Raw genomic sequence first — 26,773 nt, forward strand, 5'->3', positions numbered from 1 at the left:
CGTCAGGGCGGGCCGGGTTTCCACTCCTTTCAGGGTCGGTGGGGGCGCCGGTGGTTGTCGGCGTGGGCCTCAGCCGTCGCCTTCAAAACCGTCAGCCACGCCTCCAGGCCCCCCACTCAGGGCCTCCGTCGCGGTCGGGACGTCCGCCTCGACCTGGGACCCGGTCCAGGGTCTCCTCGGTGGGGACGTGATCCCGCGCGGCTCTTCGAGGCCGAACTGGACGGCCCGTAGGGGCCTTTGCGCCGGGTCGAGGCTCACCGCCAGGTGGTCACCGGAAACATGGGGTTGTCCTGATGCGGTACGACGGTGGCGGGGGCCGGGCTCGTCGTCAGTGCCGCCGGGACGGGCAGGGGCTGCGAGGGCTGGTTCCGGCGCCGCTGACTCAGGCTGTCGTCGATGTACACGACGAACCCGGTGGTCTTCCCCGCGGGCTCGGCCGGGTCCGTCATGTCGGCCACGGCCGAGATCTTCTCGTACAGCGTCTTTCCCTGAGCGCCTCGAGGCGGATCGTCGCTCCTGGTGACGGTGCGGAGCGCGTCCAGGATCAGCACCAGGTTGTGACCCGAGACGAGCACGTCCTGCATCCCGTCGGCGCCTTTGACGATGCGGCCCTGAGGCAGATTCGGATTGGCGGTGAACAGGGACAGGCCCTTGCCATCCGGGCCGACCCGGTTCCAGCCGTCGTACGTGCTCTGGGTCCAGGAGGGCCGCCAGACCCCGAAGGCCGCCCGCGCCATGAAGGTCCATGTGTCCTCGTGGCAGCGCAGCGTGACATAGGAGATGCCCGCCAGCCGCCGCATCAGCTCACCATGCCGAGCCGCGGAGACCTCGTTCGCGGCACGGGCGGCAAGGGCGACGGCCCGGTCCTCCTCCCGCCACCGCGCTTCCTGCTCCCAACGACGGCTGGCCAGGTTCCGCTTGTGCCGTCGGCCTTCGACGTACTGTTCGACGAGGGTTCTGAGCACGACAGAGTCACTCCCCGCCCGAAACAAGGTCTTCGAGGATCAGATGCGCATTCATACTGTCTGAAACGCGCCGAACACCTTCGGGACACGCCGCCCGGTCCCGGGAGCGAGGTCCAGGACCTCCGGGCGACCGGCGCCGTGGGCCCAGGCCCTACGCTGATCTCCGTGAGGCAGGCAGCAGGCAGGCTCTGGGAAGGGTGATCGGCGATGGCGGCCCTGAGTACCGGGGACCCGGAGTCCATAGGTGAGTACACCCTTCTCGGCCGGCTCGGGTCGGGCGGTATGGGGGTCGTCCACCTGGGCGTCTCCGCCTCGGGGCGGCAGGTCGCGGTCAAGGTCGTGCACGGGTCGTACGCGCAGGAGGAGGAGTTCCGTACGCGCTTCCGGCAGGAGATCGCGGCGGCGCGCAGGGTGAGCGGAGCCTTCACCGCGCCGGTCGTGGACGCCGACCCGGACGCCGAACGCCCGTGGATGGCGACGCTCTACGTGCCGGGCCGCAGCCTCGCCGAGGTCGTGAAGAAGGACGGCCCGCTGGGCGGGCGGGAGTTGCGCGCGCTGGGGCTGGGGCTCGCCGAGGCGCTGCGTGACATCCACCGGGTGGGCCTGGTGCACCGGGACCTGAAACCGGCCAACGTCCTGATGACCGAGGACGGGCCGCGCGTCATCGACTTCGGCATATCGCGGGCCGCCGACAACCAGAGCCTCACCGTGACCGGGCGGGTGATCGGGACTCCGCCGTTCATGTCGCCGGAACAGCTCGCCTCGCCGCGGGACGTCACCGCGGCCTCGGACGTGTTCTCGCTGGGGTCGCTGATGGTGTTCGCGGCCGTGGGCGCCGGGCCGTTCGACGCCGACAGCCCCTACCTGACCGGCTATCAGGTGATGTACGAGTCCCCGGACCTCGACGGGGTTCCCGAGGCACTCCTGCGTATCGTCGAGCGCTGCCTCGACAAGGACCCGGCCGCACGGCCGGAACCGGCCGACCTGCACCGTATGTTCCAGGCGCTGCCGGACTCCGACACCGTCACGCCGACTCCGACGGCCACGGGGACAGGGGGGTCCACGGAGACCGGGGACGCCCTGGAGGCCGCGAGACCCCGGCAGCCCCGACCTCCCCGGCCCCGCCCCCGTCCCCAGCCGCAGAGCACGGCCACCACCCCCGCCGGCCCCCGCTCCCGCAACGGCCTCCGCGGCCGGATGCCGCTCACCGGGCTCGGTGTCGCGCTGGCCGTCGTGGCGAGTGTGGGGGTGGGGCTCTTCGTCGCCGGTCAGGACGCGACCACCGCCGCCAGGCCCACCGCCTCCGACGCGACCACCCGTGCCGCCTCCCTGCCCGCCGGCTGGCAGCCGTGGAGCACGGCGCTGCGGTCCGACGTGAAGGGTGTCCCCCTCGACTACCAGGACCCCGGATGCGTGGCGGACGGAAACGCCCTGTTCTGCGGTGGTACGGGCTTCACGGCCGCCGGGGTCGACTCGGCCTCCGGTCGCATCCTGTGGCGGTTCGGCACCCGCCCGCAGGGGGTGCGGCCGATCGGCGTCCGCGACGGGCTGGTCTACGTGTACGAGGATCCGGACGACTCGGTCAGACGCGTGGTGGCCCTCGACGCCGAGACCGGCGAGCGGCGCTGGCAGCGCGACATCAGCAAGTCCCAGGACGCGATCCTGTACGACGGCGGACTGCTGACCATGTCTCCCGATTCCTCGTCCTCGTCCCCGTCCTCGTTCGTCGCCTACGGGGCTTCCGGCCAGGAGCTGTGGCGGGCGCCTTCGTTGGACGCGCACTGCTCCCCGTCGGTGCTGGGCGGTGTCCCCTACGCCCTGTGCTCGGCCGGTACCGAGCCCGGACAGGCCCCGGTCGACCTGCTGAAGCTCGGCCCCGGCAGCCTGACCGAGACCGCCACGCTGCCGCGGAAGGCGCCGGCACTCGGCGCGGTCGGCGGGCGTCCCCTGTTCCTTGCCCCGCAGACCGCGAAGGACGTCTACGACGCCGGGTACGAACGGCCGTACAACGCCCTCCTGCTCGTGGACCCGGCAACCGGAAAGGTCAGGCGGATCCCGCTGGCCACTGCGCTGACCGGTACGGCCACCCTGGTGGACGGCGTCGTCTACTTCGTCCGGACGAACGGGTCGGTGACCGCCGTGTCGGCGGACAGCGGCAAGCAGCTGTGGCAGAAGACGACGGACATGGAGAGCCTGTCCGCGCCCGCGGTGTCGGCGACGTACAAGCGGGTCTACTTCGCCAACCGCTTCGGCCGTCTGCTCGCGCTGGACAGCCGTACCGGAGTCGAGGTCTGGCGCACCTCCGCGCTGGACGACGCCGGGGACAAGGCACAGGACACCCCGCCGGGCGTACTGCTGGTCAAGGACGCGATCGTGGCGACGGCCGGTGACACGGCGTTCTCGCGGAGCCCGGACGGGCCCAGCTGAAGGACCCGGCTGACGGACCCGGCTGACGGGCCCGGCTAGCCGTCCGTCTCGGGCAACACGGCAGTGCCAGAGGCGAGTTCGCAGGTGCCGGACCTCGAGATGCCGTCCTGCCCCCGCAGTTCCACGACGACCTGGCCGTCGACGTCCTGGCTGTAGGCGATCGTGCAGGTCAGCTGGCGCAGAGCGGTGCTGTCCAGGGGCTTGATGGCCAGGGGCAGATGGGTCGTGACCCGGCCGTCCGCGGAGGCTTCGACCTTGACGGTGTCGCCACGGCGGGGGGTGGGAAGGGCGGTGGTCAGGCCGGCGGCCCGGTCGTCCCGCTGTGGGCCGGTGAGCAGCGCCAGGACGACCTTCTCCGTCGGCACCGGTCCCGCCGGGTCGTCGGGGTTCTGGTCCCCGGAGCCGAACTCGGCGCCCTGGGGCTGCGTCGTGCGGATCACGGTGCTCAGGCCGCCGTCGGGGGAGCGGAAGAAGAGCAGCATGTCGACGTCGCGGTTGAAGAAGGCCTGGAAGCTGGCGGGGCCGCCCGCCTCGATGACGTCGGTCTCCTGGATCCCGCAGCCGCCGAGCAGCGGCACGGCCGCCGCGACGGCCAGGGCGACGACGGTCACCGCACGTCCGCGCGTCCCCACACGTCTCACCGGCCGGCCTCCACGCCTAGGGCCCTTCTGATGGATCTCACCCCCCGGACTCCTCCGCGTGGAGCGGGATTTCGACGGTGAAGACGGCGCCGGCGCCCGGCAGGTTCCCCGCGTGGATCGTCCCGTCGTGCAGTTTCACGTTCTCCAGGGTGATCGCCAGGCCCAGGCCGCTGCCGGCCGAACGGGTGCGGGCCGCATCGGCCTTGTAGAAGCGGTCGAAGATGTGCGGGAGGGCCTCGGGGCGGATGCCGGGGCCGCGGTCCCTGACCTCGGTGATCAGGACGGCGCAGGACGGGGAGCGGGTCTCGGTGCGCAGGCTCACCGTGACGGGCGCACCGCCGTGCCGCAGGGCGTTGCCCACCAGGTTGGCGACCACGAGGTCGAAACGGCGCGGGTCGAGGCGGGCGCGGATGCCGTCGGGGAGGTCGGTGCGGATCCGCTCGGCGTCGGTCCAGCGCCGGTTCGCCAGGGTCTTGCGGATGGCCTCGGCCACGTCGACCTCGTCGGCGTTCAGCTCGGCCGCGCGGGCGTCGAAGCGGGAGATCTCCATCAGGTCCTCGACGAGGACGGCGAGCTTCCCGGTCTCCGCGCTGACCAGCCGGACCGCGCGGGCGGTGTCGGCGTCGAGGTGGTCCGCGTCCTCGTCGAGGACCTCGGTGACGGCGAGCATGCCGGCGAGCGGGGTGCGCAGTTCGTGGGAGACGTCGGAGGCGAAACGGCGGGCGCGGGCCTCGGCGTCGCGCAGTTCCCTTACGGTGTGTTCGAGTTGGGCGGCGGACTCGTTGAAGGTGTGGGCCAGGTCGGCCAGTTCGTCGCTGCCGCGCACCGTGATCCGGGTGTCGAGCCGCCCGCTGCCCATGCTCTGGGCGGCCTGGCGCAGTTCCCGCACCGGGCGCAGCACGCTGCGCGCGGCGACCAGGCCGGGGATCAGGGCGACGGCGAGGCCGGGCAGGGCGCCGTCGCGGGCGGCCATCAGGAGGGCGTCGACGTTGACCTGTTCGTCGGTCATCGGCATGACGGCGTACAGGACGAGTCCGCTGGGCAGCAGGCTGTACGGGCCGGTCTTGAAGACCATGGGCATGGCGATGGTCAGATAGGGGACGCCGTCCTTGACGACCCGCTCGAAGCTGCCGTGCGGGTCGGCCTGTGCGGCGCGGCGCAGTTCGGGGGTGATGACGGTGGAGACGGGGTTCTCGCCCGAGGAGGCGCGGACCGAGCCGTACTCGGCGAACACCACCCAGGGATGCGGCTTGCCCTTGCGGGCGATGTCCCGCAGGAGTGACTCCAGGTCGTCCCCGCCCCGCACGGGCAGGGCGAAGCCGGTCTGCTGGACCTGGTCGCGGAACGACGTGACCGCCGTGTCCTGCGCGGTCTGGAGCACGGCGTTGCGGGCCTCGCGGTAGGTCAGCGCGGCCGTCGTGCCGGCGCTGACGGCGGCGACCAGCAGGAAGGCGAGCAGCAGACGGGTGCGCAGCCCGAACGCCCTGGCCCGGCGCGACCGCCCGGCGCCGGTGCTCACAGCGGACCGAAGCGGTAGCCGAAGCCCCGCAGTGTCTGGACGTAGCGGGGGCTGCCGACCTGGTCCTCGATCTTGCCGCGCAGCCGGGCGACACAGGCGTCCACCAGCCGGGCGTCGGCGTGGTAGCTGTGGTCCCAGACGTGCTCCAGCAACTGCTGCCGGCTGAACACCTGCTCGGGGGCGGCGGACAGGTGCAGCAGGAGCTTGAGTTCCGAGGGCGCGAGGGCGAGCGGGCGTCCGGCCTTGGCGACGGTCAGCCCGACGCGGTCGATGGTGAGTTCGCCGTAGACCTCGATGGCCGGCCGACCCTGGCCGCCGTCGTCCAGGCGGCGCAGCACGGCACGGATGCGGGCCTCGATCACCTCGGTGCGGGCGGGCTTGACGATGTAGTCGTCGGCGCCGGCCTCCAGGCCGATGACCACGTCGAAGTCGTCGCCGCGCGCGGTGAGCATGATGATCGGCAGCTGGCTGCGCTCGCGGACCCGGCGGCAGACCTGGACGCCGTTCATCCCGGGCAGCATCAGGTCCAGCAGGAGCAGGTCGGGACGGAACTCGGCCATCGCGGCCAGGCCGGCCTCGCCGGTCGCGGCCGCCCGAACCTCGTGGCCGCGGCGGCGCAGACCGAGTTCGACCCCCTCGCGTACGGAAGGGTCGTCCTCGATGAGGAGCACGCGGGACATCGGCGGTTCTCCCTCGGTGGTGGTCAGGGGCGGGTACGGGCGGGGGTACGGGTCACCCTGCGGCGCACGCCGTCGAGCAGCGCGAGCAGTTCGGTCAGGCGCAGCGGTCGGGCGAGCAGGGCGAAGGTGAGAGCGACGGCGGTCGCGCCGGCACCCGTGGAGACCACCGCTCCGGCCGGTGCGGTTCCCAGGACCGCGAAGTGGCCCAGCGAGGTGGCGGGAACGGCGGCGAGCAGCAGCCGTACGTGCGCGCCTGCGGCGGACGAGCGCAGGGGGCGGGCGACGGCGAGGCGGCGGGCCAGCACCCGGCCGGTCAGCGCCCAGCCCGCGCACAGCGCCAGTGAGTACGCCGCCGCCATGCCGGTCACGGCCCAGCGGGCCGGCAGCAGGTGCGCGGCGGCCACGGACAGTCCCGCGTTGAGGGTGACGATGACGAGGTTCAGCAGGAACGGCGTACGGGTGTCGGAGAGCGCGTAGAAGGCGCGGGACAGCACGTACTGGCCGGACAGGGCGACCAGTCCCGGCGCGAAGGCCGTCAGGATCCCGGCCATGGCGGCCGTGTCGGCGGCGCTGGTCCTGCCGTGTCCGAAGACGAGGGCCATCACGGGCTGCGCGAGCGCGAGCATCGCGCAGGCGGCGGGGACGACGGCCGAGGCGCAGACGCGCAGCGCGTGGGAGACGTCGCGGCGCACGGCGGCGGTGTCGCCGTCGGCGGCGGCCGCGCTCATCCGGGGCATCAGCGCGGTCACCACGGAGACCGTGATGATGCCGTGCGGTACGACCCACAGGACGTAGGCGTTGTTGTAGGCGCCATAGCCGGGGCCGCCGTCGAGGCCCGCGGTGGTGGCGAGGCGGGTGGTGACCCAGTAGGCGGCCTGGTTGGCCAGGACCAGCAGCACCAGCCAGCCGGCCGCGCGCAGCGGGCGGGTCAGTCCGCTGCCGCGCCAGTCGAAGCGGGGCCGCCAGCGGAAGCGGGCCGCGCGCAGGGCCGGGACGAGGGCGAGGGCCTGGGCGGCGATCCCGGCGGTCGTGCCCCAGCCGAGGACGGCGGTCTCGGTCGGGGTGAGGGTGTCGCCGCCGCCCAGGGACAGCGCCAGGTACAGGCCGAACACGGCCATGACGACGAGGTTGTTGAGGACCGGCGCCCACATCATCGCGCCGAACCGGCCGCGGGCGTTGAGCACCTGCCCGAGCAGCGTGAACAGCCCGAGGAAGAAGATCTGCGGCAGGCAGTAGCGGGCGAACGCGGTGGTCATGGCCGCCTGTTCGCCGGTGTAGTCGGTGTACACGTCGATGATCGCGGGGGCCGCCCAGACCGCGGTCGCGGTGATCGCGAGCAGCGCGACGACGCAGACGGTGACGAGCCGGTCGGTGTACGCGGCGCCGCCGTCGGCGTGCTCCTTGGCGGCCTTGACCAGCTCGGGCACGAAGACGGCGTTGAGCGCGCCGCCCAGGAGCAGCATGTAGACGATGGTGGGCAGGGCGTTGCCGACCGCGTAGCCGTCGGGGACCGGTCCGATGGTGCCGATCGCCGCCGCGACCACGGCGGAGCGGGCGAAGCCGGTGGCCCTCCCCGCGATGGACCCGACGGCCATGACGGCGCTGCCGCGCGCCGCGGAGACGGCCTTCGGCGACCCCTCGGTCGCCCCTTGCGTCTCCGCCGTCGCCTCTCGCGTCTCCGTCGCCTCTTCGGTCTCCGCCGTCGCGTTCGCCTCTGTTCCGTGCGGCGTCATCGGCGGTTCAGGTACGCCTGGAAGGCGCGGTAAAGCGTGTGGTTGGCGCTGCCGGCCAAAGGCCTCTCCCATTCCCCCAACGTCTCGACGACGTGTCCCCCGGTGCCGAGCTTCCACCGCAGCAGTCCGTACGCACGTTCGTCCGGATCGAGTGTGGAGGGTACCCCGCGCATGTCGTAGACGTCGGCGCCGAGCGCGTGGGCGTCCTGGAGCATCCGCCACTGCAGGGCGTTGGAGGGGCGGACCTCGCGGCGGTGGTCGGCCGAGGCACCGGTCTGGTACCAGGCCCGGCGACCCACGGTGATCATCGTGTGGGCGGCGAGGATCTCCCCCCGGTGCCGGGCGAGGTAGAGCTTCATCCGGCCGGGTTCCTCGGCGTTGAGGGCGGCGTACTGGCGCTCGTAGTAGGCGAGGGAGCGGCCGAGCCGGAAGCCGTCGCGTCGCTCGGTGACGCCCAGCAGCCGGTAGAACTCGGGGAGTTCGGCCGCGCTGCCGACGACGACCTCCACGCCCTCCTTCTGGGCGCGGCGGACGTTGCGGCGCCACTCCTGGTTGAGCCCGGTCCACAGGTCCTGCGTGGTGCGTCCGGCGAGCGGTACGTGGAAGACGTGCCGGGGCTGGGCGTCCCCGTCGGCTCCGGTGCCGTCGTCGCCGCAGCGCCGCCAGCCGCGGGCCCGCAGCCGTTCGGCCACGGCGGTGCCGAGCGGGTCGACCTCGCTGGCGAGGATGTCGCCGAGGCGGCGGCCCGGTCCGGTGAGCGGCTTGAGCAGGGCGGCGTCCCAGCGCCGGTAGGCGGGCGACGGGCCGATGCGCACGGCGAAGGCGCCGGCGCGGCGCAGGTGGTCCAGCAGCGGGTCGAGCCAGCCGTCGACGTCGGGGTCGGTCCAGTCGGCGACGGGCCCTTCGGGGAGGTAGGCGAAGTACTTGCGGGTGCCGGGGAACTGCCGTAGCAGCACCAGGGCGACGCCCGTCAGCGCGCCGGCCTCCGGATCGGGTCCCCAGCCGAGGAGTTGGGCGCGCCAGCCCTCCTTGACGTCGGCCCAGGACGGGCACTGGAGGAATCCGGCGCCGAGCGCGGCGCCGTCGGGGGACGCGAGGAAGGCGCGGTAGGTCTCCGCGGTGACGGGGCGCAGGGCGAAGCCCTGGTTCCGTGCTTGGCACACGCGGCTGGGCGGCACGAGCAGCGCTGACACAGTCCGTTCCTCTCCTTCTCCCCGGCCCGGTCGCGGGGACACTCAGGAGATTCACAGCGGTCCATGACCGCGCCGTCCGGCGAATGTGACGGGACCATGACCGTTCCTCACCAGTCGCCGTCACACAGCCCCATAGCGGCTGACCTCGGGTTTTGCGGCTCTACAGTCACGACATCGCCGACTCTCGCCCTCTGACGGAGGTCCCGTTGTCCCGCACCCGTGCACTCGTCCAGGCCGCTGTCGTAGCCGCGTTGCTGACGCCGATGGCCGCCTGCTCGTCATCGAACGGCACCTCGCCCACCGCCCGGGACACCGAGGGGAAGCCGAGCGCCGACGACCGCCCTGTCACGGTCACCGTCACGCCCACGGGAGAACGGGTCCCGGCGGGCGAGCCCGTGAAGGTCACGGCCTCGGGCGGCCGGCTCACCTCGGTGACCGTCACCGACGCCGACGGCCACCGGCTCGCCGGCAAGGTGGCCGCCGACGGCCGCTCGTGGATCTCGGACCGCAAGGCCGTGCCCGGCGCGTCGTACGCGGTGACGGCGGCGACCCGGTCCGAGGGCGGAACCGCCAAGAGCACCAGGGCCGCCTTCACCACCGCCGAGGCGGACAAGGTCAACAAGGTCGACTGGCGACCGGGAGCCGGCGCCACCGTCGGTGTCGCCCAGCCGATCTCCCTGGTCTTCGACAACCCCGTCAGGAACAAGGCCGAGGTCGAGAAGCAGCTCAGGATCACCACCTCGAACGACACCGAGGGCTCCTGGGGCTGGATCCGCGACTGGTCGGGCCGCGACCGCGTGGACTGGCGGCCCAAGGAGTACTGGAAGCCCGGCACCGAGGTCACGCTGAAGGCCACCCTGAACGGCACCGACTCGGGCACGGCCGGCGGCTGGTTCGTCCGCGACTACTCGACCACCTTCACCGTGGGCGCCCGGCAGATCGTGAAGGTCGACCTCGACCGCCACCGGCTCACCCTCGAACGCGACGGCGAGACCGTCCGGCGCATACCCGTCTCGGGTGGCACACCGGGCGGCGACAAGCGCTCCTGGCGCGGGACCGCCGTGCTCATGGCCAAGGAGGGCACGATCAACATGAACTCCGAGACGGTGGGCCTGGGCGACGCCTACGACAAGATGGTCGACTACTCGATGCGGCTGACCTGGTCGGGCATGTACGCCCACGCCGCCCCGTGGAACGCCCGCTGGTTCGGCAACGCCAACCACAGTTCCGGCTGCATAGGGATGAGCGACGCGAACGCCGCCTGGTTCTACGGGCAGGTGCGGCCGGGCGACCCGTTCGAGATCACCGGCAAGGACACCAAGGGCACCGTCGACCCCGGCAACGGCTTCGGCGCGTGGAACCTCTCCTGGAGCGAGTGGCGGGAGAAGAGCGCGCTGCGCTGAGGGCGGTGATCCGCCCCCCACCAGGCGGTCGCCGGGTAGCAGACCGTGATGGCCTCGGTCCCGGGCGGCAGTGCGGCGTTCGCGGCGTCCTAGGAGTAGGTGCAGTGGGGTGCGGGCGGCGTGGCGCCGGTGCCGCCGACTCGATGTAGTAGTGGTCGGCCTCGGCCGCCTGCGCGGCGGAGGGAAACGCGACGACGGTCCCCGCCGTCAGCGCCGTCGCCACGGCCGCGCGGCGAACGGCCCGTACCGTCCTGCTGGTCTTCGACATTGCGTGATCCCCCTGGGGTGGTGGACGTGCCCGACAGCGGACGGATCCGATGCTGGCCACGGCTGTTGACATACCGCTGACATGTCGATGACCCCGCAGGTCACGGCCGTCCGCCCGGTCGAATTGTGCGTGGTCGGTAACAGACGGATCCCCCGGCCGCTTTCCCCCCTCTTGCCGGATGCACGGGCCACAGCGACGGCGAGGGACAGAGGACATGGTGCGAAGCGGCGGACGGGGATGGTACGGCAAGGTGCTCGCGGCGGCGCTCGGCGTGACCACGGTGGCCGCGATGACCTCGTTCTGGAACGCACAGGTCGGTTCCCCCGACGGACGGCCCGCCCAGTCGGGCGTGTCGGCGCCGCCCGCCGCGTCACCCGCACAGCCGCAGGGCCGGAGGTCGACGCCGGTGTCGGCGGAGATCGCGCACGCCTCGGACGGCGGCGCCCGGAGCGTCAACATCACCATCGACGACGGACCGGACCCCGTGTGGACGCCCCAGGTGCTTCAGGTGCTGCGGGAGAACGGCGTGAAGGCCACGTTCTGCATGGTGGGCACGCAGGCCCGCGCCCACCCGGACCTGGTCAGGACGGTGGTGGCGGCCGGGCACCGGCTCTGCGACCACACCGTGTCGCACGACGTCACCATGGACCGCAAGTCCGAGGCCTACCAGTCCCAGCAGATCCTGGACGCCGAACGCATGATCACCGAGGCGTCCGGGGGCGTCCGCCCGCTGTACTACCGGGCCCCGGGCGGCGCCTTCACGCCGTACAGCCGCCACCTCGCCGCGTCGCGCGGGATGCGTCCGCTCGGCTGGAACATCGACTCCAAGGACTTCGAACTCCCCGGCACGGCCGTCATGGTCGCCACCGTCAAGAACGAGATCTCCAACGGCCCGACCCTGCTCTTCCACGACGCGGGCGGCGACCGCTCCCAGACGGTGGCCGCCCTGCGCGAGATCCTGCCGTGGCTGAAGGACCAGGGGTACGCGTTCGGCTTCCCGGTCCGCTGACGCGCGAGGGCCAGGCCGGTCCGTCACCGGCCCGGCCTCCGCACGCGTGCCTCGCTACTCCTGGTCGCCGGCCGCCGACTTCACCACCTCGTCGATCAGCAGTCTGTTCTCCCGGTCCGCGCTCTCCCCGAGCGCGAACCGGCTGCGGACGTAGCCGTACGCAAGGCCGAGGCGCGGGCTCGCGAAGGCGACGGCGCCGGCCGCACCGGCGTGGCCGAAGGCGTCCGGACCGAGGGCCGGGTAACGGTCGTCGAAGACCTGGAAGCCCAGCGCGAACCGGCTCTCCACGCCGCCCACGGCGTCGACTCCCGTGGAGTGGATCTCGCTGAACGCCGCCATGGTGTCCGCGGTGAGCAGCGCCGGCCTGTCGTCCAGCCCGCCGATGACGGCCGCGTAGGCGCCGGCCGCGCCGCGGGCCGAGGCGACCCCGCCCGCCGAGCCCTGTCCGAGGGCCCGGGTGCGCCGGAAGTTCGGGAAGACGGACAGGTCCGGCATGTACTTGGTGCTGAAGGCGAGGGAGACCAGCCTCGGCGGCTCCGGCACGCTCTCGTCCGGGTCCGGCTCCGGGACCGCGGGCTCCACGGGCAGGTAGCGGGGCTCCAGTTCCTCGGGCAGGCCCAGATAGAAGTCGACGCCGTGCGGCCGCCGTACCCGCTGCTCCCACCAGTCCTGGAGGGTCCGCCCGGTGGCGCGGCGTACGACCTCGCCGGTGAGGGCGGCGATGACGAGCCCGTGGTAGCCGAAGGCGGTGCCGGGCTTCCAGTAGGGAGCCTGGGCGGCGAGCCGGTCGGCGAGCAGGCGGTCGTCGGCCAGTTCCTCGATCGTGAAGACCTCGTCGACGCACGGCACCCCGGCCTGGTGGGCCAGCAGCTGGCGCAGCGTGACCTCGTCCTTGCCGGCCGCGCCGAACTCGGGCCAGTACGCGGCCACCGGGCGGTCCAGGTCGAGTACGCCGTCCTGGACGAGCAGCGCGACGACGAGGTGGGCCGCGCCCTTGCTCACCGAGAACACGCCGGTCAGCGTGTCCCCGTCGGTCACGGGCCCGGCCCAGAGGTCCACCACCCGCACGCCCCGGCGGTACACCGCCAGTTGCTGCCCGGTCGGCTGCGGCTGCTCCCGCGCCAGCCGGGCGAAGACCTCACGCACCCCTTCGTATCCGGCGTGGACGTGTCCACGCACCGTCGGCTCGCCCGTCGGCCCGCCCTCGCCGGTCGTGCCGCTGTGAGTCCCACCCTGGTCGGTCAACCGTTTCTCCCCTGGTCGGTTCCGTGTCGGTCCCGTGTCGGTCCCGTTGTGCGGTGCATCGTTTCTGCCCGAGCGGCCGCACCGGCACGCCCGCTCCCCTCTGAGCGAACGCCGTCAGTCGTCCTGCTGGGCGCGCACCGTCAGCAGATAGCCGGCCTGGAAGCGGCTCTGCGCGCCCAACTCCTCCATGATGTCCGCGATGTGACGTCGGCAGGTGCGCACCGACATGCCCAGGCGGGTGGCGATGGAGGCGTCCGTGAGGCCCTCGACGAGCAGCCGGACGATGGCCTGCTTGATGTCCCCGGCGACCTCGGCCCGGGTGCCGAAGGCCACCGCGTAGGGCTCGGCCGCCAGCCACAGTCGTTCGTAGGTCTCCACGATGAAGGCGACCACGTTCGGCTCGCGGACCACGGCCGCGCCCAGCCGGTTGCCGGGCAGGGAGATCACCGCCGTCTCCCCGTCGAAGACCAGCAGCCGGCTGAAGTGGTCGTCCAGCGTCCGCACCTGCGCGCCCAGCTCCGACATGTGGTCGACGTAGGCGGCGGTGCCCGGGCTGAACCTGGCCGTGTGCTGGTACAGGACGCGCATCTTCACGCCCCGGCTGAGGGCTGCCCGGTCCCGGGGCGCGGCTTCGTTGAGGATGTCCTCCTCACGGGCGCCGCCCGGCTGGGCCGTCAGTATCTCGGTGCGGGCCCGCGCGGTCAGGTCGGCGATGACCGCGCGGACCTCGTCGAGGTCCGGCACCACCTCGAACCTGCTCTCCCGCTCCCGGGCGAACTGGCTCGTCTCGAAGACGGGGAGGAAGGACATGATCGATGCCCTGGTCTCCTCGGCGAAGGCGCGGCGGGAGCGGATCTCACGCTCGACCGGGCTGACGACGCAGGCCACCGCCTCCTCGGGTGCCACCGCGTGCAGTTCGTCGGCGGGACCGCTGCGCAGCAGCCCCAGGTCCAGCAGCTCCCGGACGGCGGCGCCGACGCGCTCCGCGGGCAGGCCGGTCGCCCGGCTGAAGGAGTTGGCTGGAATGGTCTCCCCCACGGCGCGTTGCAGTGCATAGGAATACACACTCCGCAGGGCGGTACTGTTCACTCCGCTTCCGTCCGTATCGATCATCTTGTCCCCCTATAACGCCAAATACAGACCTGGCATCAACCTGCCATGCAGCTAGCTGATCCATTCTGCTCCCTCATGCACCTGCAAGTCCTGGCATGGTGATTCATCCAGCCCCCATCGACGCAAAGGAGCTTCTGTGGTGGGTCGGTGAACAAAGCCCAACACGCAGATGAAGGCAGGGACATGAAGATTGCGCGCAAGGCGGTTCTCGCCGGCTGGATCCTGGCCGCGACACTGGGGGTGTTCGGCGGCGCGACCGCGAGCACGGGCCCCGTAAGCGCGGCCGGCGGCGCCTCGACCTTCGACACCGGCTGGGGCTGACCCCGCCCCCGGTAGTTCCGGCAGTTCCGGTAGTTCCGGTAGTTCCGACAGCCCTTCCTTCGGCGCCGCCCCCGTCACGCGGCCGCGCCCCAGGGTCCTGTCGTCACCCAGGCCTCTCCGCCTCCCTCGCCGCCCGCCCCCTCCCGTGGCCGCGGCCTTCCAGGCCCCTTCGCGGGGACGGCTCTCCGAGGCTCTTCACACCTCTCTCACGAGAACGAGCGAACAGGTCACCCCATGATTCTGACCGGGAGTGAGATCGCGCGCGAACGGGCGAATGGTCGTATCACCATCGAGCCGTTCACGCCCGAGCAGGTCAACCCCAACAGTTACAACTTCCGTCTCGGCAAGACCCTGCGGGTCTACCAGGAGATGCCGCTGGACGCCCGGCGCACCAACGACTTCGAAGAGGTCGAGATCCCGGACGACGGATATGTGCTGGAGCCCGGACGGCTCTATCTGGCCCACACCATCGAGGTGCTGGGCAGCGAGCACTACGCGCCCACGTTCGCGGCCCGCTCCTCGGTCGCGCGGCTGGGTATGTTCATCAACCTCTCCGCGAGCCTCGGCGACATCGGGTACACCGGGCAGTGGACGCTGCAGCTGTACACGATGAACCGGGTGCGGGTGTATCCCGGCATCAACATCGGCCAGATGATGTGGTGGCGTCCGCAGGGCGAGATCGTCCTGTACGACGGCAAGTACCAGGGCTCCGTCGGCCCCCGCTCCAGCGACATCCACGTCGACTTCGACAAGCAGTTCGCCCGCCAGCGGTTCCCCGGGCTCGGCGCGAGCTTCGACGCGAACGACGTCGGCCCCAAGTTCGCCCAACTCGCCGTCTCCAGTCATGACTTCCCCGTACCGGCCGCGTTCTGCGTGCCCGCGGGCGAGTTCACCGACGCGCTCAGTGCCGAGCAGAACGCCGCGCTCGCCGACGCCTTCGGCGATCTGAAGGCCACCGTCGGCGCGTTCTTCACGGACTCCGTCGCCAAGATCCAGAAGATCGGCGCCGAGATCCGCGTCCCCGAGCAGGCGCGCGGGCTGCTGGCCGCCCGGCTGCACGAGATGTTCCCGGACGCCGGGGACGACAGGACCGAACTGGCCGTGCGCTCCTCGGGTCTCGACGAGGACACCGAGGCCTCCAGCCTCGCCGGGATCCACCAGTCCGTCCTCGGGGTCAGCGGCGTGGACGCCGTCGTCGACGCCATCGAGCAGTGCTGGCGCTCCTACTACGAGGCCCCGGCCGTCGCCGCCCGTATCCGCGCCGGTGACTTCTCGCCCGCGCCCCGGCTCGCCGTGATCGTCCAGCGGCTCGTCCGCCCGACTCTCGCGGGTGTCGCGTTCACCGGGCTGGACGGCGACGGCGACCGGGTGTCCGTCGAGTACGTCGAGGGCCTCGCCGACGAGCTGGTCGCCGGTGTCGCCGTACCGCGGCGTGCCGAGTCGGCCGCGCCGGGCACCGGACCCGAGGCGCCGGACGCGGCCGAACAGCAGGTCCTGGCCCAGGTCGTGGACCTGGCCCGGCGGCTGCGCGCGAGCCGCGAACAGGACGTGGACGTGGAGTGGGCGGCCGACGCCGACGGCGTCCACCTCGTCCAGGTGCGCCCGCTCACCGCGGCCCGCGAGGCCGTCCACGCCAGCGCCGAACCGGTCACCGAGGCGCACCGGCTGTACGTCGACGAGCTCCCCGCCGACTTCAACCTCGGCGCGGTGGCCGCCGTCTACAGCGGCTACAGCGCCAAGCGGGGTCCCGCGCACCGGCTGGCCCATGAGCACGGGGTGTCCACCGGCGCCGGCTGGGTGATCCGCTTCAACGGCCGTGGCCTGCACGGCGACGAGGGCGCGCGGGCGCTGCGCGACACGCTGGCCGGCGGCACCGACGAGTGCGTCCTCGACTTCGGCGACACCCTGCGCCAGATCGTGGTGCCCAAGGAGGAGGTGCCCCGTCAGCTCGCCGTCACCACCGGCGTGTCCGCGGACGGCACCGACCTGCACACGGTGGTGGTGCGCGACTTCATCCGCGGTGAGCTCGGGGTGATCTCCCGGCGGGCGGGCCAGACCGGCCTCGTCGTCGAGTACACCGACGAGGGCCTGATGGCCCTGAACCGCGGCACCGCGGGCGGCGAGGCGATCGTCGTCAAGGACGTGACGGCGGGCTACGCCGACGCCGCCAACGTGACCTGCCCGGCCGGGGGCACGGTGCTGCGCCCGCACCTCGACGAACTCGCCCGCTTCACCGCGGCGATGCACGCCAAGCACGGGCCGGTGACCCTGGAGTGGGTCTTCGACCGGGGCACGCTGTACTTCGTCGACTACTCGGTGCTCGGCGGCGACGACACCGTCACCGTCGCGCACGGAGAGGTCTGCATCTCCCCCGGCACCGCCCGGGGACCGCTGCTGCGCCTGGACGACGACGCGCTGCTGCGCCGCCTGTCCATCGGCCCGGCCGTGAGCATCGACAAGTCCCAGGACGTCACCGAGCACGAGGGCCTGGCCCGCATCCTCGACCTGGTCAAGTCGTACGACGAGAAGCCCGTGATCAGTGCGGCTCGGCCGTACGCGGTGCTCTCCGTGCTGCTGGAGCACGTCGCGGGATTCGTCTTCGACCAGGGATCGGCGCTGGGGCACCTGGCGATCCTGCTGCGCGAGGCCCGCATCCCCGCGGTGACCGCCGCCGGGATCAGCGGCACCGAGGCAGTGATCAGCGATGGCACGGTCGCGACGACCGGCCGCAAGGGAGAGTGACCGTGAGCGAGACCACCCCCACCCCCGCCGGACGGCGGGCCTGGCTGGCCCTGGGCGGCCTGCACCTCCTCAACGGCACGGCCCCGCTCGCCGGATCCGACCCGGTCGTCCTCGTCGAGCTCGCCGCCCCGGTGGAGCAGGCCTTCCCGAGCAACACGGCCGTCCTGCGCTGGGACCGGCTCGGCCCGCTGGAGCTGGCCGTCCGCACCGTCGACGGAACCCGTCGGCACACCGCGAAGGCGGCCGGCGACGAGCTCTTCCCCGGCATGCTGCCCGGGCGGGAGCTGCGTGAGGCCGTCACCGAGGTGACCGGTCGGGACGCCGGCCCGCTGGTGCCGCTGTTCTACGTCACCGCGGACGGCGACCGGGCCCATGTGCACAGCCAGATCCGCTTCCTGGCCGAGGACGCCTGCTTCATCCGGATCACGCCCGAGGCCGTGGACACGGCCGGCGTCGAGGAGCTGGCCTGGCTGCCGGAGGCGGTCCGGCTGCACGCGGAGCAGTTCCTCTTCCTCAACAACCACCAGCGGTACTACCGCAAGTGCTTCAGCGGCAAGGAGCTGGAGTACAAGTACACGCTCACCCCGCCCGTGGACTCCTGGACGCTGACGGTCGAGCTGTACCGGAGCCTGCTGGACGGCGAACTGCCGGGCTATGTCATGGAGTACCGGGACGAGTACCAGGCCTGGGACTACCTCAACCACCTCTTCGAGGTCACCGGCCCCACCGAGGCCGAGCGCGGCTACGCCTCCTTCATCCCCACCACCGACGGCAAGCACCTGCTGAAGCGGAAGTGGTACGCCGAGGACACCTTCGACCGCCGGGAGAGCCACACCTACGGGCTCGACCTGGCCGACGACGGCGGCTTCGAGCGGTATGTCCGCGAGGAGTTGAAGGTGGAGGCCGTCCGGCTGCCGTCGTTCCGCCGGGTCCGCTACGACATCAACTTCGAGTCGGTGCGCACCGGCCATGTCTACGGCGTCTTCTTCGACCACTGCAGCCTGGTCGAGGCCCGCGAGGTGACGCTCAACCAGTGCGAGCTGGAGTACCTGCGCAGCCGGGTCGCCGTCGAGCCCGACGAGGCCGAGGTGCTGGCCGAGATGGAGGAGATCGTCGGCTGGCTGGAGGCGTTCCTGCGCGAGCGCGGGCTGGGCGACGAGCGGGGCTTCTACTCCAAGCGCACCTTCCTCAAGGACGCCGTCGCGGCCCGGCCCGAGCTGGCCCGGAAGGTCGGCTGATGACGGGCGGCGCCGTGCGGGCGGTCCTGCTCGACCTGGAGGGCACCCTGTACGCCCGGGGCGCGGTGGTCGACGGCGCGGTGGAGGCGGTGGCGGCCCTGCGCGAACTGGGTGTGGGGCTGCGCTTCCTGACCAACACCGACTCCAGGACCGCGGAACAGATCCGGGGCGAACTGGCCGGGTACGGCCTGGCGGTGGCGGCGGAGGAGCTGTTCACCCCGGTGGTGGCGGCGGGCCGGCTGCTGACCGCCGCCGGGGCCCGCACCTACCCGCTGGTCTCCCGTGAGCTGCGCGCGGCGCTGCCGACCCTGGTGGACGAACCCCCGTACAGCCATGTGCTGATCGGGGACTGCCGGGACACCCTGGACTACGCCGCGCTCGACGGCGCCTTCCGCGCGGTGCGGGACGGTGCGGTGCTGCTGGCCCTGCAGACGGGCCGCTACTTCAAGCGGGCCGACGGGGACCATCTGGACACGGGCGCGGTCGTCGCCGCCGTCACGTACGCCGCCGGAACCGAGGCGAGGGTGCTGGGCAAGCCGGCGACCGACTTCTTCGCACTCGCGGCCCGCTCCCTGGACGTGCCCGTCACGGCGTGCGTGGTGGTCGGCGACGACGCGACGACCGACATCGCCGGGGGCCGTGCCGCGGGACTGCGGACCGTGCAGGTCCGCACGGGCAAGTACGCGGACCAGCGGGCCGAGGGACTGACCGGGCAGGCCTCGCACGAACTGGACTCCGTCGCCGCGCTGCCGGGGCTGATCCGGGAGTGGGGCGTCGTATGACCGTCTACTGGGTGGTCTGGGACGCCGGGGCGCACTGGGTCGTGGACCGGCTGGAACGCGAGGGCGCCCTTCCCAACGTCAGCCGGATGCGGGAGCGCGGCGTGTTCACGGCCGCGCGTCCGGCACGGCCCAACTGCCAGACCCCGCCGTCCCTCGCGACCCTGTTCACCGGTACCTGGCCGGCCGAGCACCGGGTCACCGGGTTCACCGTGCCGGGTGCCGGGGACGGCGTCGCCAGCCATGTCAGCGGCTTCTCGCCGGGCTTCCCCGCCATGCCCACCGTGTGGGAGGCGATGTCCGAGAACGACCTGACCAGCGCGCTGGTGCACGCCCCCTGGGTCTTCGGTACGGACGACCACGTCGGGCCGCACATCGACGGCGCGGTGGAGGCGTACAGCGACCGGCTCACCCGGCACGCCCTGCGCACCCTGGACCCCGGCCCCGGCGAACAGCCCTGGGACATCGGCGGCCACCGCGTCGACGCCCTGGTCGAACGGGCCCCGGACGGGACCGAGCGGGTACGGCTCATCGGCGGCGAACTGCCGCTGCTGCTGGACCCGGACCAGGGGTGGCAGCCCTTGGAACTGGACCGGCGCAACGGCACCTGGGTGCGCTGTGTCCGGGCGGACGGGCGGCTGCTGCTGGTGCACACCGGCCTTTGGCGGACGCGTACCGCCGGGCGCAACACCAAGATGCTGCACCGGCTGGCGCAGTGCCCGCCGTTCGCCGGCGAGGGGGTCGGGCCGCTGTACCGCCGGGCGGCGTTCGGGCCCCGGCTGGCCGAGGGCGGGGACGGCTCGGCCGAGGAGGTCTTCCTGTCCTCGGTGGAGTGCGTCGCCCGGTCCTTCGGCGCCGCGGCCGACGCGGTCCTGGAGACCCACGACGCCGACCTGGTCGTCGTCTACCTGCCGATGACCGACGACGTGGGCCATGAGTTCCTCGGCTGGTGCGACGAGCGCAGCGCGGCCCACCGCCCGGACCTCGCCGCACGCGTGTGGTCGTACGTGCGGCGCTGCTACCGCTGGTCGGACGCGATCCTCGGCCGGGTCCTGGACCGGGCCGGCGCCGAGGACACCGTGGTGCTCGGCGCGGACCACGGCATGGTCGGCAGCACGCATCTGGTGCATCTCAACGACCAGTTGGTGCGGTCGGGCCTCGCGGTGCGGGGTGCCGACGGGGAGCTGGACCCGGCGGGTTCCCAGGTCTTCTACCACCCGGCGAACAACGGCTCCCTGTGGCCCGGCGAGCGCACGGCCGGCGATCCCGTGCGGGCCCGGCAGGCGATGGCGCGGGCGCGGGCCGCCCTGTCCTCGGTCACCGACCCCGAGACGGACCGCCCCGTGGTGGCCGGCTTCCTCGACGGCGACGGCGAACCGCTCACCGACACCCCGGCCGACATCCCGGCCGACCCCGCGACCGACGCCGCGGTGACCTATGTCGCCCTCGCCGACGACTACCAGCCCAGCTCCCTGCTGCTGGGCGAGGGCCCGGTCGTGCGGCGGGTCGCCAAGACCGGCGCCCACGTGGTCAACACCGGTGACAGCAGACTCCACGCGGTCCACGCCGCGATCGGACCGGGCATCCGGCCCGGCCGGGCGCCGGGTGTCCTCGACAACACCCTGCCGGCCGCGCTGGTCCTCGGTCAGCTGGGCCTGGGCACGGACGCCGAGCGCCTGTACGACTCCGGCCCTTTCGAACCGACCGACGAAGGATGATGGTCATGCCGTCCGCCTTTCCCCACTTCCTCTGCCCCGACGAGCTCACCGCCCGTCGCCACGCCCAGGTGACGGCCTTCCTCTCGGGCCGCGGCCTGGAGCCCGGGTGGCTGTCCGACCTGATGCGCGAACGCGTCGGCCCCGGCCTGTTGCTGCTGACCAGCTCTCCGGTGCACGGACTGGCCAACCCGACCAGCGACCTGGACTTCATCCGCATCCAGGAGGCCGCGATCGACGGCCCCCGGATCTCCACCAAGATCTTCGAGGACGGCCACCACCTGGAGGTCGTGTCGTTCAGCGAGGCCGAACTTGCCTCGAACCTGGCCGAGTTGAACCGGCTCGCCGCGCTCCCGGCCGAGCAGACCGTGGCGGGCTTCCGCGCCTGGGACAAGCAGCGCGAGCCCCGCCGCAAGCAGACCGAGCGCATCGTCAACGGCATCGCGATGGACGGCTCCGCGCCCTACCTGCCGTGGCTTCCCGCCCTCAGCCGGGTCTGGTGCCGGGCCGCCCTGCAGACCGCGGTCGAACAGGTCACGCACGCCACGCTGGCCGAGGCCGCGGGCGAGACACGCGGACGCGTGGGCTACGCGTACAACGTGCTGCTGCACCTGATGGACGGCCTGCTCTCGCACCACGGCGACGTGTACACCACCCGCAAGTGGTACGCGCTGCGCTGGACCCGGCTGATGGCCGAGGGCGGCTGGCACGACGAGCGGCTGCAGTCGGTGGCCGCCGGGCTGGAACGCCTCCGCAAGGAGGTCCACACCTTCCTCGACCCCGCCGCGGCCGCCGAGCCGCTGGCGGCACCGCTCACCGAGCTGGTCCTGGACGCCGTGCAGGCCACCGGGACCGCCCGGGCCGTCACCGTGGGCGTCGAACTCACCAGCCGCGTCAGGGCCTTCCTGCCCGGCGCCGCCGTCCTCGTGGGCAAGGACAGCGGCGTGGTGCTGCCGGGCGTCGGCACCGAGTCCGACCTGCCGCTCACCGGGGCCCCGGCCCGCCTGGACGAGCTGTCCGCGCTCGACGCGCCGGACGCCGCCGCCCTGCTGCGGGCGCTGCGCGCGGGCGCGGCCCGGCTGCGGATCGGCTACCTGGACGAGGAGGCCGGGCGATGACGGCGTACACCACGACAGACAGGGGCGACGCGGAGATGACCGACGACCGCGGCCGGGCGGCGCGCACCTCGCGCGGCGCGAACGAGCTGACGGCCTTTCCCTCGGTACGGGCCGGGCACGTCATGGCGGGCCCGCAGGCCGTGCAGGTCTGGGTGCAGGCCGCCTGGCTGATGCTGGCCGAGGGGCGGGCCTACGTCGAGGACCTCGAAGGGGGCACCGAGCAGCCGCAGATGCAGCAGGCGGCCAAGCTGCGGTTCCTGGAGCAGCTGCTCGACATCGACCAGCGGCTCGCGGGCCGCGTCGCCGTGGACGACGCGCACTGCCTGGCGCTCGCCCTCGAGTACGGGATGCGCGAGGTGGTCGACGCCACCGGCCCGGAGCTGGCCGGGGTGTTCGGCCTGCACGAGGAGTTCGGCGGCGACAGCTGCGCGGTGGACGAGATCCATGTGCTGTGGGAGCGGCTGCTGGACGCGTTCCCCGGGGAGCTGCCCGACCGGCTGGTCGCCGAGGGGCAGCGGGACATGCTGCGCACCCTGCGGGTCTGGGCGGAACTCGCCCGCACGGCCGGGCTCGACATCGGGTTCCTGGCCCCGTTCATGAAGGCCGCCTGAAACCGCCACACGAAGAACGAGGTTGCACATGCCTGAAATACAGGCGGAGACCCTGATCGAGGGACACGCCCCGGAAACGGTGTGGGAGTTCGTCAAGGACAGTTCGCTCGTCGCCTCCCGCGCCCGGCACGTGGTGGCCGTACGGCCGCGGTCCGAACAGGACAAGACGTTCCGCATCAACGAGTGGACCGTGCTGCTCAACGGCAGCGAGGTCACCTGGAGACAGCGCGAGGCCGCCGGGCCCGGGCTGCGGCTGCGCTTCGAGCAGACCGCCGGTGACCTGGAGAAACTGTCCGGCGAGTGGTCCGTGGCCACGTCCGGCCCGGGCACCCGGGTCACCCTCGCCCTCGACTACGAGCTGGGCGTCGACGGTCTCGCGCCGCTGCTCGAACCCATCTGGTCCCAGTCCTTCCAGGCACACGCGGACGAACTGCTGCGTGCCCTCACCGCCTGCGCCGCACAACGGGGAGCGACCTCGGCATGAACCTGTACCTGAACTTCCTGCACACCACCGTCCGCTTCGACGTCCCCGAGGACGCGACGGCCGTGTTCGAGCCGGTCCGCCGCTTCTTCCGCCATCTGATGGCACCCGCCCCGGCCGGCGACGTCACCTTCTCCGTGGACGTGCGCTCCTACGACCCGGAGACGGACGTCGCCCCCGAGGTGTGGGCGCTGCCGCAGTCGGTGATCCGGCGCAGCAACGCCGCCGAGTTCAACTTCGACGCGCACGTCGTCGACACCGGGGGCCGCCGCACCTACGTCAACCGCGCCACCCTGCTCGACGCCCCGGCCGACACCGCGAAGGACAACACCTTCCTGGTCCGGATCACCGAGGGCTCCACGGTGCAGATCCTCGACTTCGTGCGCGACCTCGTCATCCGGCACGAGGAGAACCTCGGCACGGTGGTGCTGCACGCCTCCGGTCTGCACCGGGACGGCGAGGCCGTGATCATCGCCGGGCCCAAGGGCGCCGGCAAGACCACCACCCTGCTGTCGGCCCTGCGCCGGCCCGGCTGGCAGTACTTCACCGGCGACAAGCTGTTCTGCACCATCGAGGACGGCCACATCCTCGCCCACCCGTGGCGCGACTACCCGTACGTCGGGGTCGGCACCATCCGGGCCGACGCCCGGCTGGAGCGGCTGGTCCGGGACAGCGTCGACGACCGGATCGACAGCTACGAGCCCGGCCACAAGATCCTGATGGACCCCGACGTCTTCGAGTCCTGGCTGGGCGCCGAGTTCACCGCCGAACCCAAGCGGCTGGCCGCGCTGCTGCTGCCCGAGGTCAGGCCGGGCGAGCCGCTGACCGTGCGTCACCTGACGGACGACAACGAGCGCTGGGCGCATCTGAACAAGATCGTGGACCGCCAGGTCGACACCACCTTCTTCACCTGGCAGACCTATCTGGTCCCCGACTACACGGCGTTCTACCGGGGCCTGGCCGAACTGCGCGCCGTCCTCGGCTCGGTGGACATGGTGCGGCTGCGCGGCACCCTCGACGTCGACCCGGACGCCGTACTGCGGAACACCACCGAGACCGAGAAGGAGACCGCACGATGAACAGCGACGCCCGCAGCGGCCTGCGGATATCCGTGGTGGGCCTGGCCGGTGCCGGGAAGTCCACCTGCGCCTCGCTCATCGAGGAGTTCGCCGGGGACAAGGGCCTTTCCCACACCCGGATCAAGCTCGCCGAGCCGCTGTACGACCTCCAGGCGGAGGTCTATCGCAGGGCCGGCGGCCCGCTGGCGGACGGGGCGCAGGACCAGATCCTGATGGAGGCCCTTGCCGACGCGATGCGCCGCATCCGCCCCGACTCGCTCGCCGCCGACTTCACCGCCCGCCTCACCCGGGCCGACGCCGACGTCATCGTCAACGACGACCTGCGCGACCCGCACGTGGACGCCCCGGCGCTGCGCGGCCACGGCTTCCGCGTGCTGCGCATCACCTGCGACGAGGAGCTGCGCCGGGAGCGGCTGGCCGGCAGGGGCGACCCGTCCCGCGCCGACCGCTCGACCCGGGAGATCGACCTGATCACCCCGGACGCCGTCATCGACAACGGCGCGGGCCTGGACGAGTACCGGGCCGCCGTCCACGAGTTGCTGGGGAGCTGGCTGTGATCCTGAGCGGACCCGAGATCCTGTCCGAGGTACGCGCGGGACGGATCCACATCGACGACTTCGACCCGGAGCGGCTGGAGCCGAACAGCTACGGCTTCCGGCTCGCCGACGACATCCTCTGGTACGAGCAGGACGTGATCGACTGCTACGAGCCGCCGACGGCCGAGCACGTCAAGATGGGCCCCGAGGGCATGGTCCTGGAACCGGGCCGCTTCTACCTCGGCGGCACCATGGAGGCCATGGGCAGCCCGCACTACGCGGCCACCCTCTACGCCTGCCGGTCCGCCTCCACCCTCGGCATCTGGATCCAGTTCTCCGCCCCGCTCGGGCACAGCGGCGCGGTCTTCCCGTGGACGCTGGAGATGAAGGTCGCCCACCCGGTCCGGGTCTATCCCGGGATGACGATCGGGAAGCTGGCCTTCTGGTCGATGCAGGGCGACTCGATCGGCTACGACGGCAAGTACACGGGCTCCACCTCCGCCGTGGCCTCCCGCTTCAGTCTGGACGCCCGTGTCGCAGACTGAACTCTGCCGGGTCCTGCTCGCCCTCGCCCTGCTGCTGGCCGCCGCGTACGCCATGGGCCGGCTCTTCGCCCGGTTCCGGCAGCCGCCCGTCATCGGGGAGATCCTCGGCGGTCTGGTGCTGGGGCCGACCGTGCTGGGGCAGCTGCTGCCCGGCGTCGAGAACTGGCTGTTCCCCGCGAAGGGGCCGGTGGCCTTCGGGCCCGCGCTGGTCTACCAGCTGGGGATGCTCCTGCTGATGTTCACGGCCGGGGTGGAGATGCGTACGGTCTTCTCCCGCAAGGACGGGCGTTCGGTCGCGGTGATCGCCGTGGCCGGGATGGCCGTGCCCTTCGCGATCGGCCTGCTGGCCGTCAAGGTCGTCGACACCGGCGACCTCGTCGGGCCGGCCGACGACGTGACCGCGCTGACCCTGGTGCTGGCCTGCGCCATCGCCGTGACCAGCATCCCGGTGATCTCCCGGATCATGCTCGACGTCGGCATCATCCGGACCCGGTTCGCCAAGGTCGTGCTGTCGGTCGCGGTGGTCGAGGACGTCGTGCTGAACGTGATCCTGTCCGTGGCGCTGGGCATGGTCGCGGGCGCCGGGAGCGACGGCTTCGGCCTCGCGCACACCCTGGGCGTCACGTCGGCCAACGCCTCCGCGGCCTACCACTCGGTGGCCTCCGTGGTCTTCTTCGTCGTGATGGCGCTGGTGGCGCTGGCGCTGCGGCGCCTGCCGCGCCCGGCGCGCGGCGGGTCGGCCGGTGCGGGAAGCCCGCTGGGCGCGGTCGCCGTGCGCATGGCCGTGCTGCTGGCCGTGGCCGCGAGCTGTGTGTACCTGGGAGTCGCGCCCATGTTCGGCGCGTTCGTCGTGGGCCTGTTGTCCGGCATGGCGGGGCAGACCTCGCGCAGCGAACCCATGGGGCAGCTGCGGGGGTTCGCCGCCGGGTTCTTCATCCCGGTGTACTTCGCGACGGTCGGCCTCAAGCTCGACCTGGTGCACTCCTTCGACCTGTGGTTCACGGTCGGCTTCATCCTGGTGGCCTGTCTGGCGAAGGCGGCCAGCGCCTACGTCGGGGCCCGGCTGGCGAGCCGTTCGAAGGCCGAGTCCCTGGACCTCGCGGTCGCGCTGAACGCGCGCGGCGGACCGGGCATCGTGCTGGCGACGGTGTCCTTCGACGCCGGGATCGTCAACGCCTCGCTGTTCACGACCCTGATCCTCACGGCGATCGTCACCTCGCAGATCGCCGGCTGGTGGCTCGAACGGGCGGTGGCCCGCGGGGCGTTCGCCGCGGAGGGGGTCCCGGCACCCCGCGCCGAGGGCGCCGACGCCGGCACCGGCACCGGCACCAAGACGCCCGTGGACGCCGCCTCGGGCTGACCCGGCGCGACCGGCGCGGCCCCCGACGGCCCCCTTTCCCCCTTCCACCCGC

At 72.4% G+C, this 26,773-nt stretch carries 23 protein-coding genes; 15 read left to right on the forward strand and 8 right to left on the reverse strand.

The features are described 5' to 3' along the window. Positions 1-254: 254 nt before the first annotated feature. Positions 255-965 carry a hypothetical protein gene (locus ACFZBP_RS07860; protein WP_383449849.1) on the reverse strand — a complete coding sequence of 237 codons (711 nt, stop codon included), beginning with the start codon at positions 963-965 and terminating at the stop codon, positions 255-257. Positions 966-1,172: 207 nt separating this feature from the next. On the opposite strand from ACFZBP_RS07860, the gene ACFZBP_RS07865 reads away from it, so the two are divergent. Then, positions 1,173-3,392, forward strand: a complete 2,220-nt coding sequence (locus ACFZBP_RS07865) for a protein kinase (RefSeq protein WP_391410956.1) — start codon at positions 1,173-1,175, stop codon at positions 3,390-3,392. A 35-nt stretch (positions 3,393-3,427) separates the two neighbouring features. Here the strand turns inward: ACFZBP_RS07865 and ACFZBP_RS07870 are convergent, their stop codons facing one another. From ACFZBP_RS07870 to ACFZBP_RS07890, 5 genes are read right to left on the reverse strand one after another with little or no spacing between them, the layout of a single operon-like run. Then, positions 3,428-4,033 carry a hypothetical protein gene (locus tag ACFZBP_RS07870; protein ID WP_391410958.1) on the reverse strand — a complete coding sequence of 202 codons (606 nt, stop codon included), beginning with the start codon at positions 4,031-4,033 and terminating at the stop codon, positions 3,428-3,430. 37 nt (positions 4,034-4,070) lie between these two features. Beyond that, complete coding sequence (locus ACFZBP_RS07875) at positions 4,071-5,552, reverse strand: ATP-binding protein (RefSeq protein WP_391410960.1); 1,482 nt, start codon at positions 5,550-5,552, stop codon at positions 4,071-4,073. Continuing rightward, positions 5,549-6,232, reverse strand: a complete 684-nt coding sequence (locus tag ACFZBP_RS07880) for a response regulator (RefSeq protein ID WP_391410962.1) — start codon at positions 6,230-6,232, stop codon at positions 5,549-5,551. The genes ACFZBP_RS07875 and ACFZBP_RS07880 overlap by 4 nt, the downstream gene beginning before the upstream one ends. Before the next feature lie 23 nt (positions 6,233-6,255). Next, positions 6,256-7,965, reverse strand: coding sequence for a murein biosynthesis integral membrane protein MurJ (murJ, locus tag ACFZBP_RS07885; protein ID WP_391410964.1), 1,710 nt, complete (start codon positions 7,963-7,965; stop codon positions 6,256-6,258). Next, positions 7,962-9,158, reverse strand: coding sequence for a peptidoglycan bridge formation glycyltransferase FemA/FemB family protein (locus ACFZBP_RS07890; protein WP_391410967.1), 1,197 nt, complete (start codon positions 9,156-9,158; stop codon positions 7,962-7,964). Before ACFZBP_RS07890 ends, murJ begins: the two co-directional genes overlap by 4 nt. Positions 9,159-9,421: 263 nt before the next feature. Here ACFZBP_RS07890 and ACFZBP_RS07895 point away from each other — a divergent pair, with 263 nt between their 5' ends. After that, entirely contained in the window at positions 9,422-10,561 is a 1,140-nt protein-coding gene (locus ACFZBP_RS07895; protein WP_391411603.1) for an Ig-like domain-containing protein, read from the forward strand. A 482-nt stretch (positions 10,562-11,043) separates the two neighbouring features. Beyond that, entirely contained in the window at positions 11,044-11,838 is a 795-nt protein-coding gene (locus tag ACFZBP_RS07900; RefSeq protein ID WP_391410969.1) for a polysaccharide deacetylase family protein, read from the forward strand. 54 nt (positions 11,839-11,892) lie between these two features. Here the strand turns inward: ACFZBP_RS07900 and ACFZBP_RS07905 are convergent, their stop codons facing one another. Both ACFZBP_RS07905 and ACFZBP_RS07910 read right to left on the reverse strand, forming a co-directional pair. After that, on the reverse strand, positions 11,893-13,017 hold the full coding sequence (locus ACFZBP_RS07905) for a serine hydrolase domain-containing protein (RefSeq protein ID WP_383449869.1): 1,125 nt from the start codon (positions 13,015-13,017) through the stop codon (positions 11,893-11,895). 180 nt (positions 13,018-13,197) lie between these two features. Further along, entirely contained in the window at positions 13,198-14,148 is a 951-nt protein-coding gene (locus ACFZBP_RS07910; RefSeq protein WP_383449841.1) for a LuxR C-terminal-related transcriptional regulator, read from the reverse strand. A 231-nt stretch (positions 14,149-14,379) separates the two neighbouring features. Between ACFZBP_RS07910 and ACFZBP_RS07915 the strand changes: the two genes are divergently transcribed. The 12 genes from ACFZBP_RS07915 (at position 14,380) to ACFZBP_RS07970 (ending at position 26,721) form a co-directional block, all read left to right on the forward strand. Next, positions 14,380-14,517, forward strand: coding sequence for a hypothetical protein (locus tag ACFZBP_RS07915; RefSeq protein ID WP_383449840.1), 138 nt, complete (start codon positions 14,380-14,382; stop codon positions 14,515-14,517). A 234-nt stretch (positions 14,518-14,751) separates the two neighbouring features. Next, a complete protein-coding gene (locus ACFZBP_RS07920; protein ID WP_391410972.1) occupies positions 14,752-17,259 on the forward strand; it encodes a PEP/pyruvate-binding domain-containing protein in 2,508 nt (835 codons plus the stop codon). Positions 17,260-17,261: 2 nt separating this feature from the next. Further along, positions 17,262-18,497 carry a hypothetical protein gene (locus ACFZBP_RS07925; RefSeq protein ID WP_391410974.1) on the forward strand — a complete coding sequence of 412 codons (1,236 nt, stop codon included), beginning with the start codon at positions 17,262-17,264 and terminating at the stop codon, positions 18,495-18,497. After that, a complete protein-coding gene (locus tag ACFZBP_RS07930; protein ID WP_391410976.1) occupies positions 18,497-19,279 on the forward strand; it encodes an HAD hydrolase-like protein in 783 nt (260 codons plus the stop codon). The genes ACFZBP_RS07925 and ACFZBP_RS07930 overlap by 1 nt, the downstream gene beginning before the upstream one ends. After that, on the forward strand, positions 19,276-20,994 hold the full coding sequence (locus ACFZBP_RS07935; RefSeq protein WP_391410978.1) for an alkaline phosphatase family protein: 1,719 nt from the start codon (positions 19,276-19,278) through the stop codon (positions 20,992-20,994). The genes ACFZBP_RS07930 and ACFZBP_RS07935 overlap by 4 nt, the downstream gene beginning before the upstream one ends. Positions 20,995-20,999: 5 nt before the next feature. Then, positions 21,000-22,109 (forward strand): DUF6001 family protein, encoded by a 1,110-nt coding sequence (locus tag ACFZBP_RS07940; protein ID WP_391410980.1) that lies wholly within the window; start codon positions 21,000-21,002, stop codon positions 22,107-22,109. Further along, a complete protein-coding gene (locus ACFZBP_RS07945; RefSeq protein ID WP_391410982.1) occupies positions 22,106-22,720 on the forward strand; it encodes a DUF6031 family protein in 615 nt (204 codons plus the stop codon). Before ACFZBP_RS07940 ends, ACFZBP_RS07945 begins: the two co-directional genes overlap by 4 nt. 28 nt (positions 22,721-22,748) lie before the next feature. Beyond that, the gene (locus ACFZBP_RS07950; protein ID WP_391410984.1) at positions 22,749-23,204 is read left to right on the forward strand and encodes an SRPBCC family protein; all 456 of its coding nucleotides are present in this window, start codon (positions 22,749-22,751) and stop codon (positions 23,202-23,204) included. Next, entirely contained in the window at positions 23,201-24,280 is a 1,080-nt protein-coding gene (locus tag ACFZBP_RS07955) for a hypothetical protein (protein WP_391410986.1), read from the forward strand. The genes ACFZBP_RS07950 and ACFZBP_RS07955 overlap by 4 nt, the downstream gene beginning before the upstream one ends. Continuing rightward, positions 24,277-24,837 (forward strand): AAA family ATPase, encoded by a 561-nt coding sequence (locus tag ACFZBP_RS07960; RefSeq protein WP_383449831.1) that lies wholly within the window; start codon positions 24,277-24,279, stop codon positions 24,835-24,837. The genes ACFZBP_RS07955 and ACFZBP_RS07960 overlap by 4 nt, the downstream gene beginning before the upstream one ends. Beyond that, positions 24,834-25,361 carry a deoxycytidine triphosphate deaminase gene (locus tag ACFZBP_RS07965; protein ID WP_383449830.1) on the forward strand — a complete coding sequence of 176 codons (528 nt, stop codon included), beginning with the start codon at positions 24,834-24,836 and terminating at the stop codon, positions 25,359-25,361. The genes ACFZBP_RS07960 and ACFZBP_RS07965 overlap by 4 nt, the downstream gene beginning before the upstream one ends. Next, positions 25,348-26,721, forward strand: coding sequence for a cation:proton antiporter (locus tag ACFZBP_RS07970; protein ID WP_383449829.1), 1,374 nt, complete (start codon positions 25,348-25,350; stop codon positions 26,719-26,721). The genes ACFZBP_RS07965 and ACFZBP_RS07970 overlap by 14 nt, the downstream gene beginning before the upstream one ends. Positions 26,722-26,773: the final 52 nt, after the last annotated feature.

It is taken from the genome of Streptomyces sp. NPDC008086 (genome assembly GCF_042957325.1).
In the GTDB taxonomy this organism is placed as follows: Bacteria; Actinomycetota; Actinomycetes; order Streptomycetales; family Streptomycetaceae; genus Streptomyces.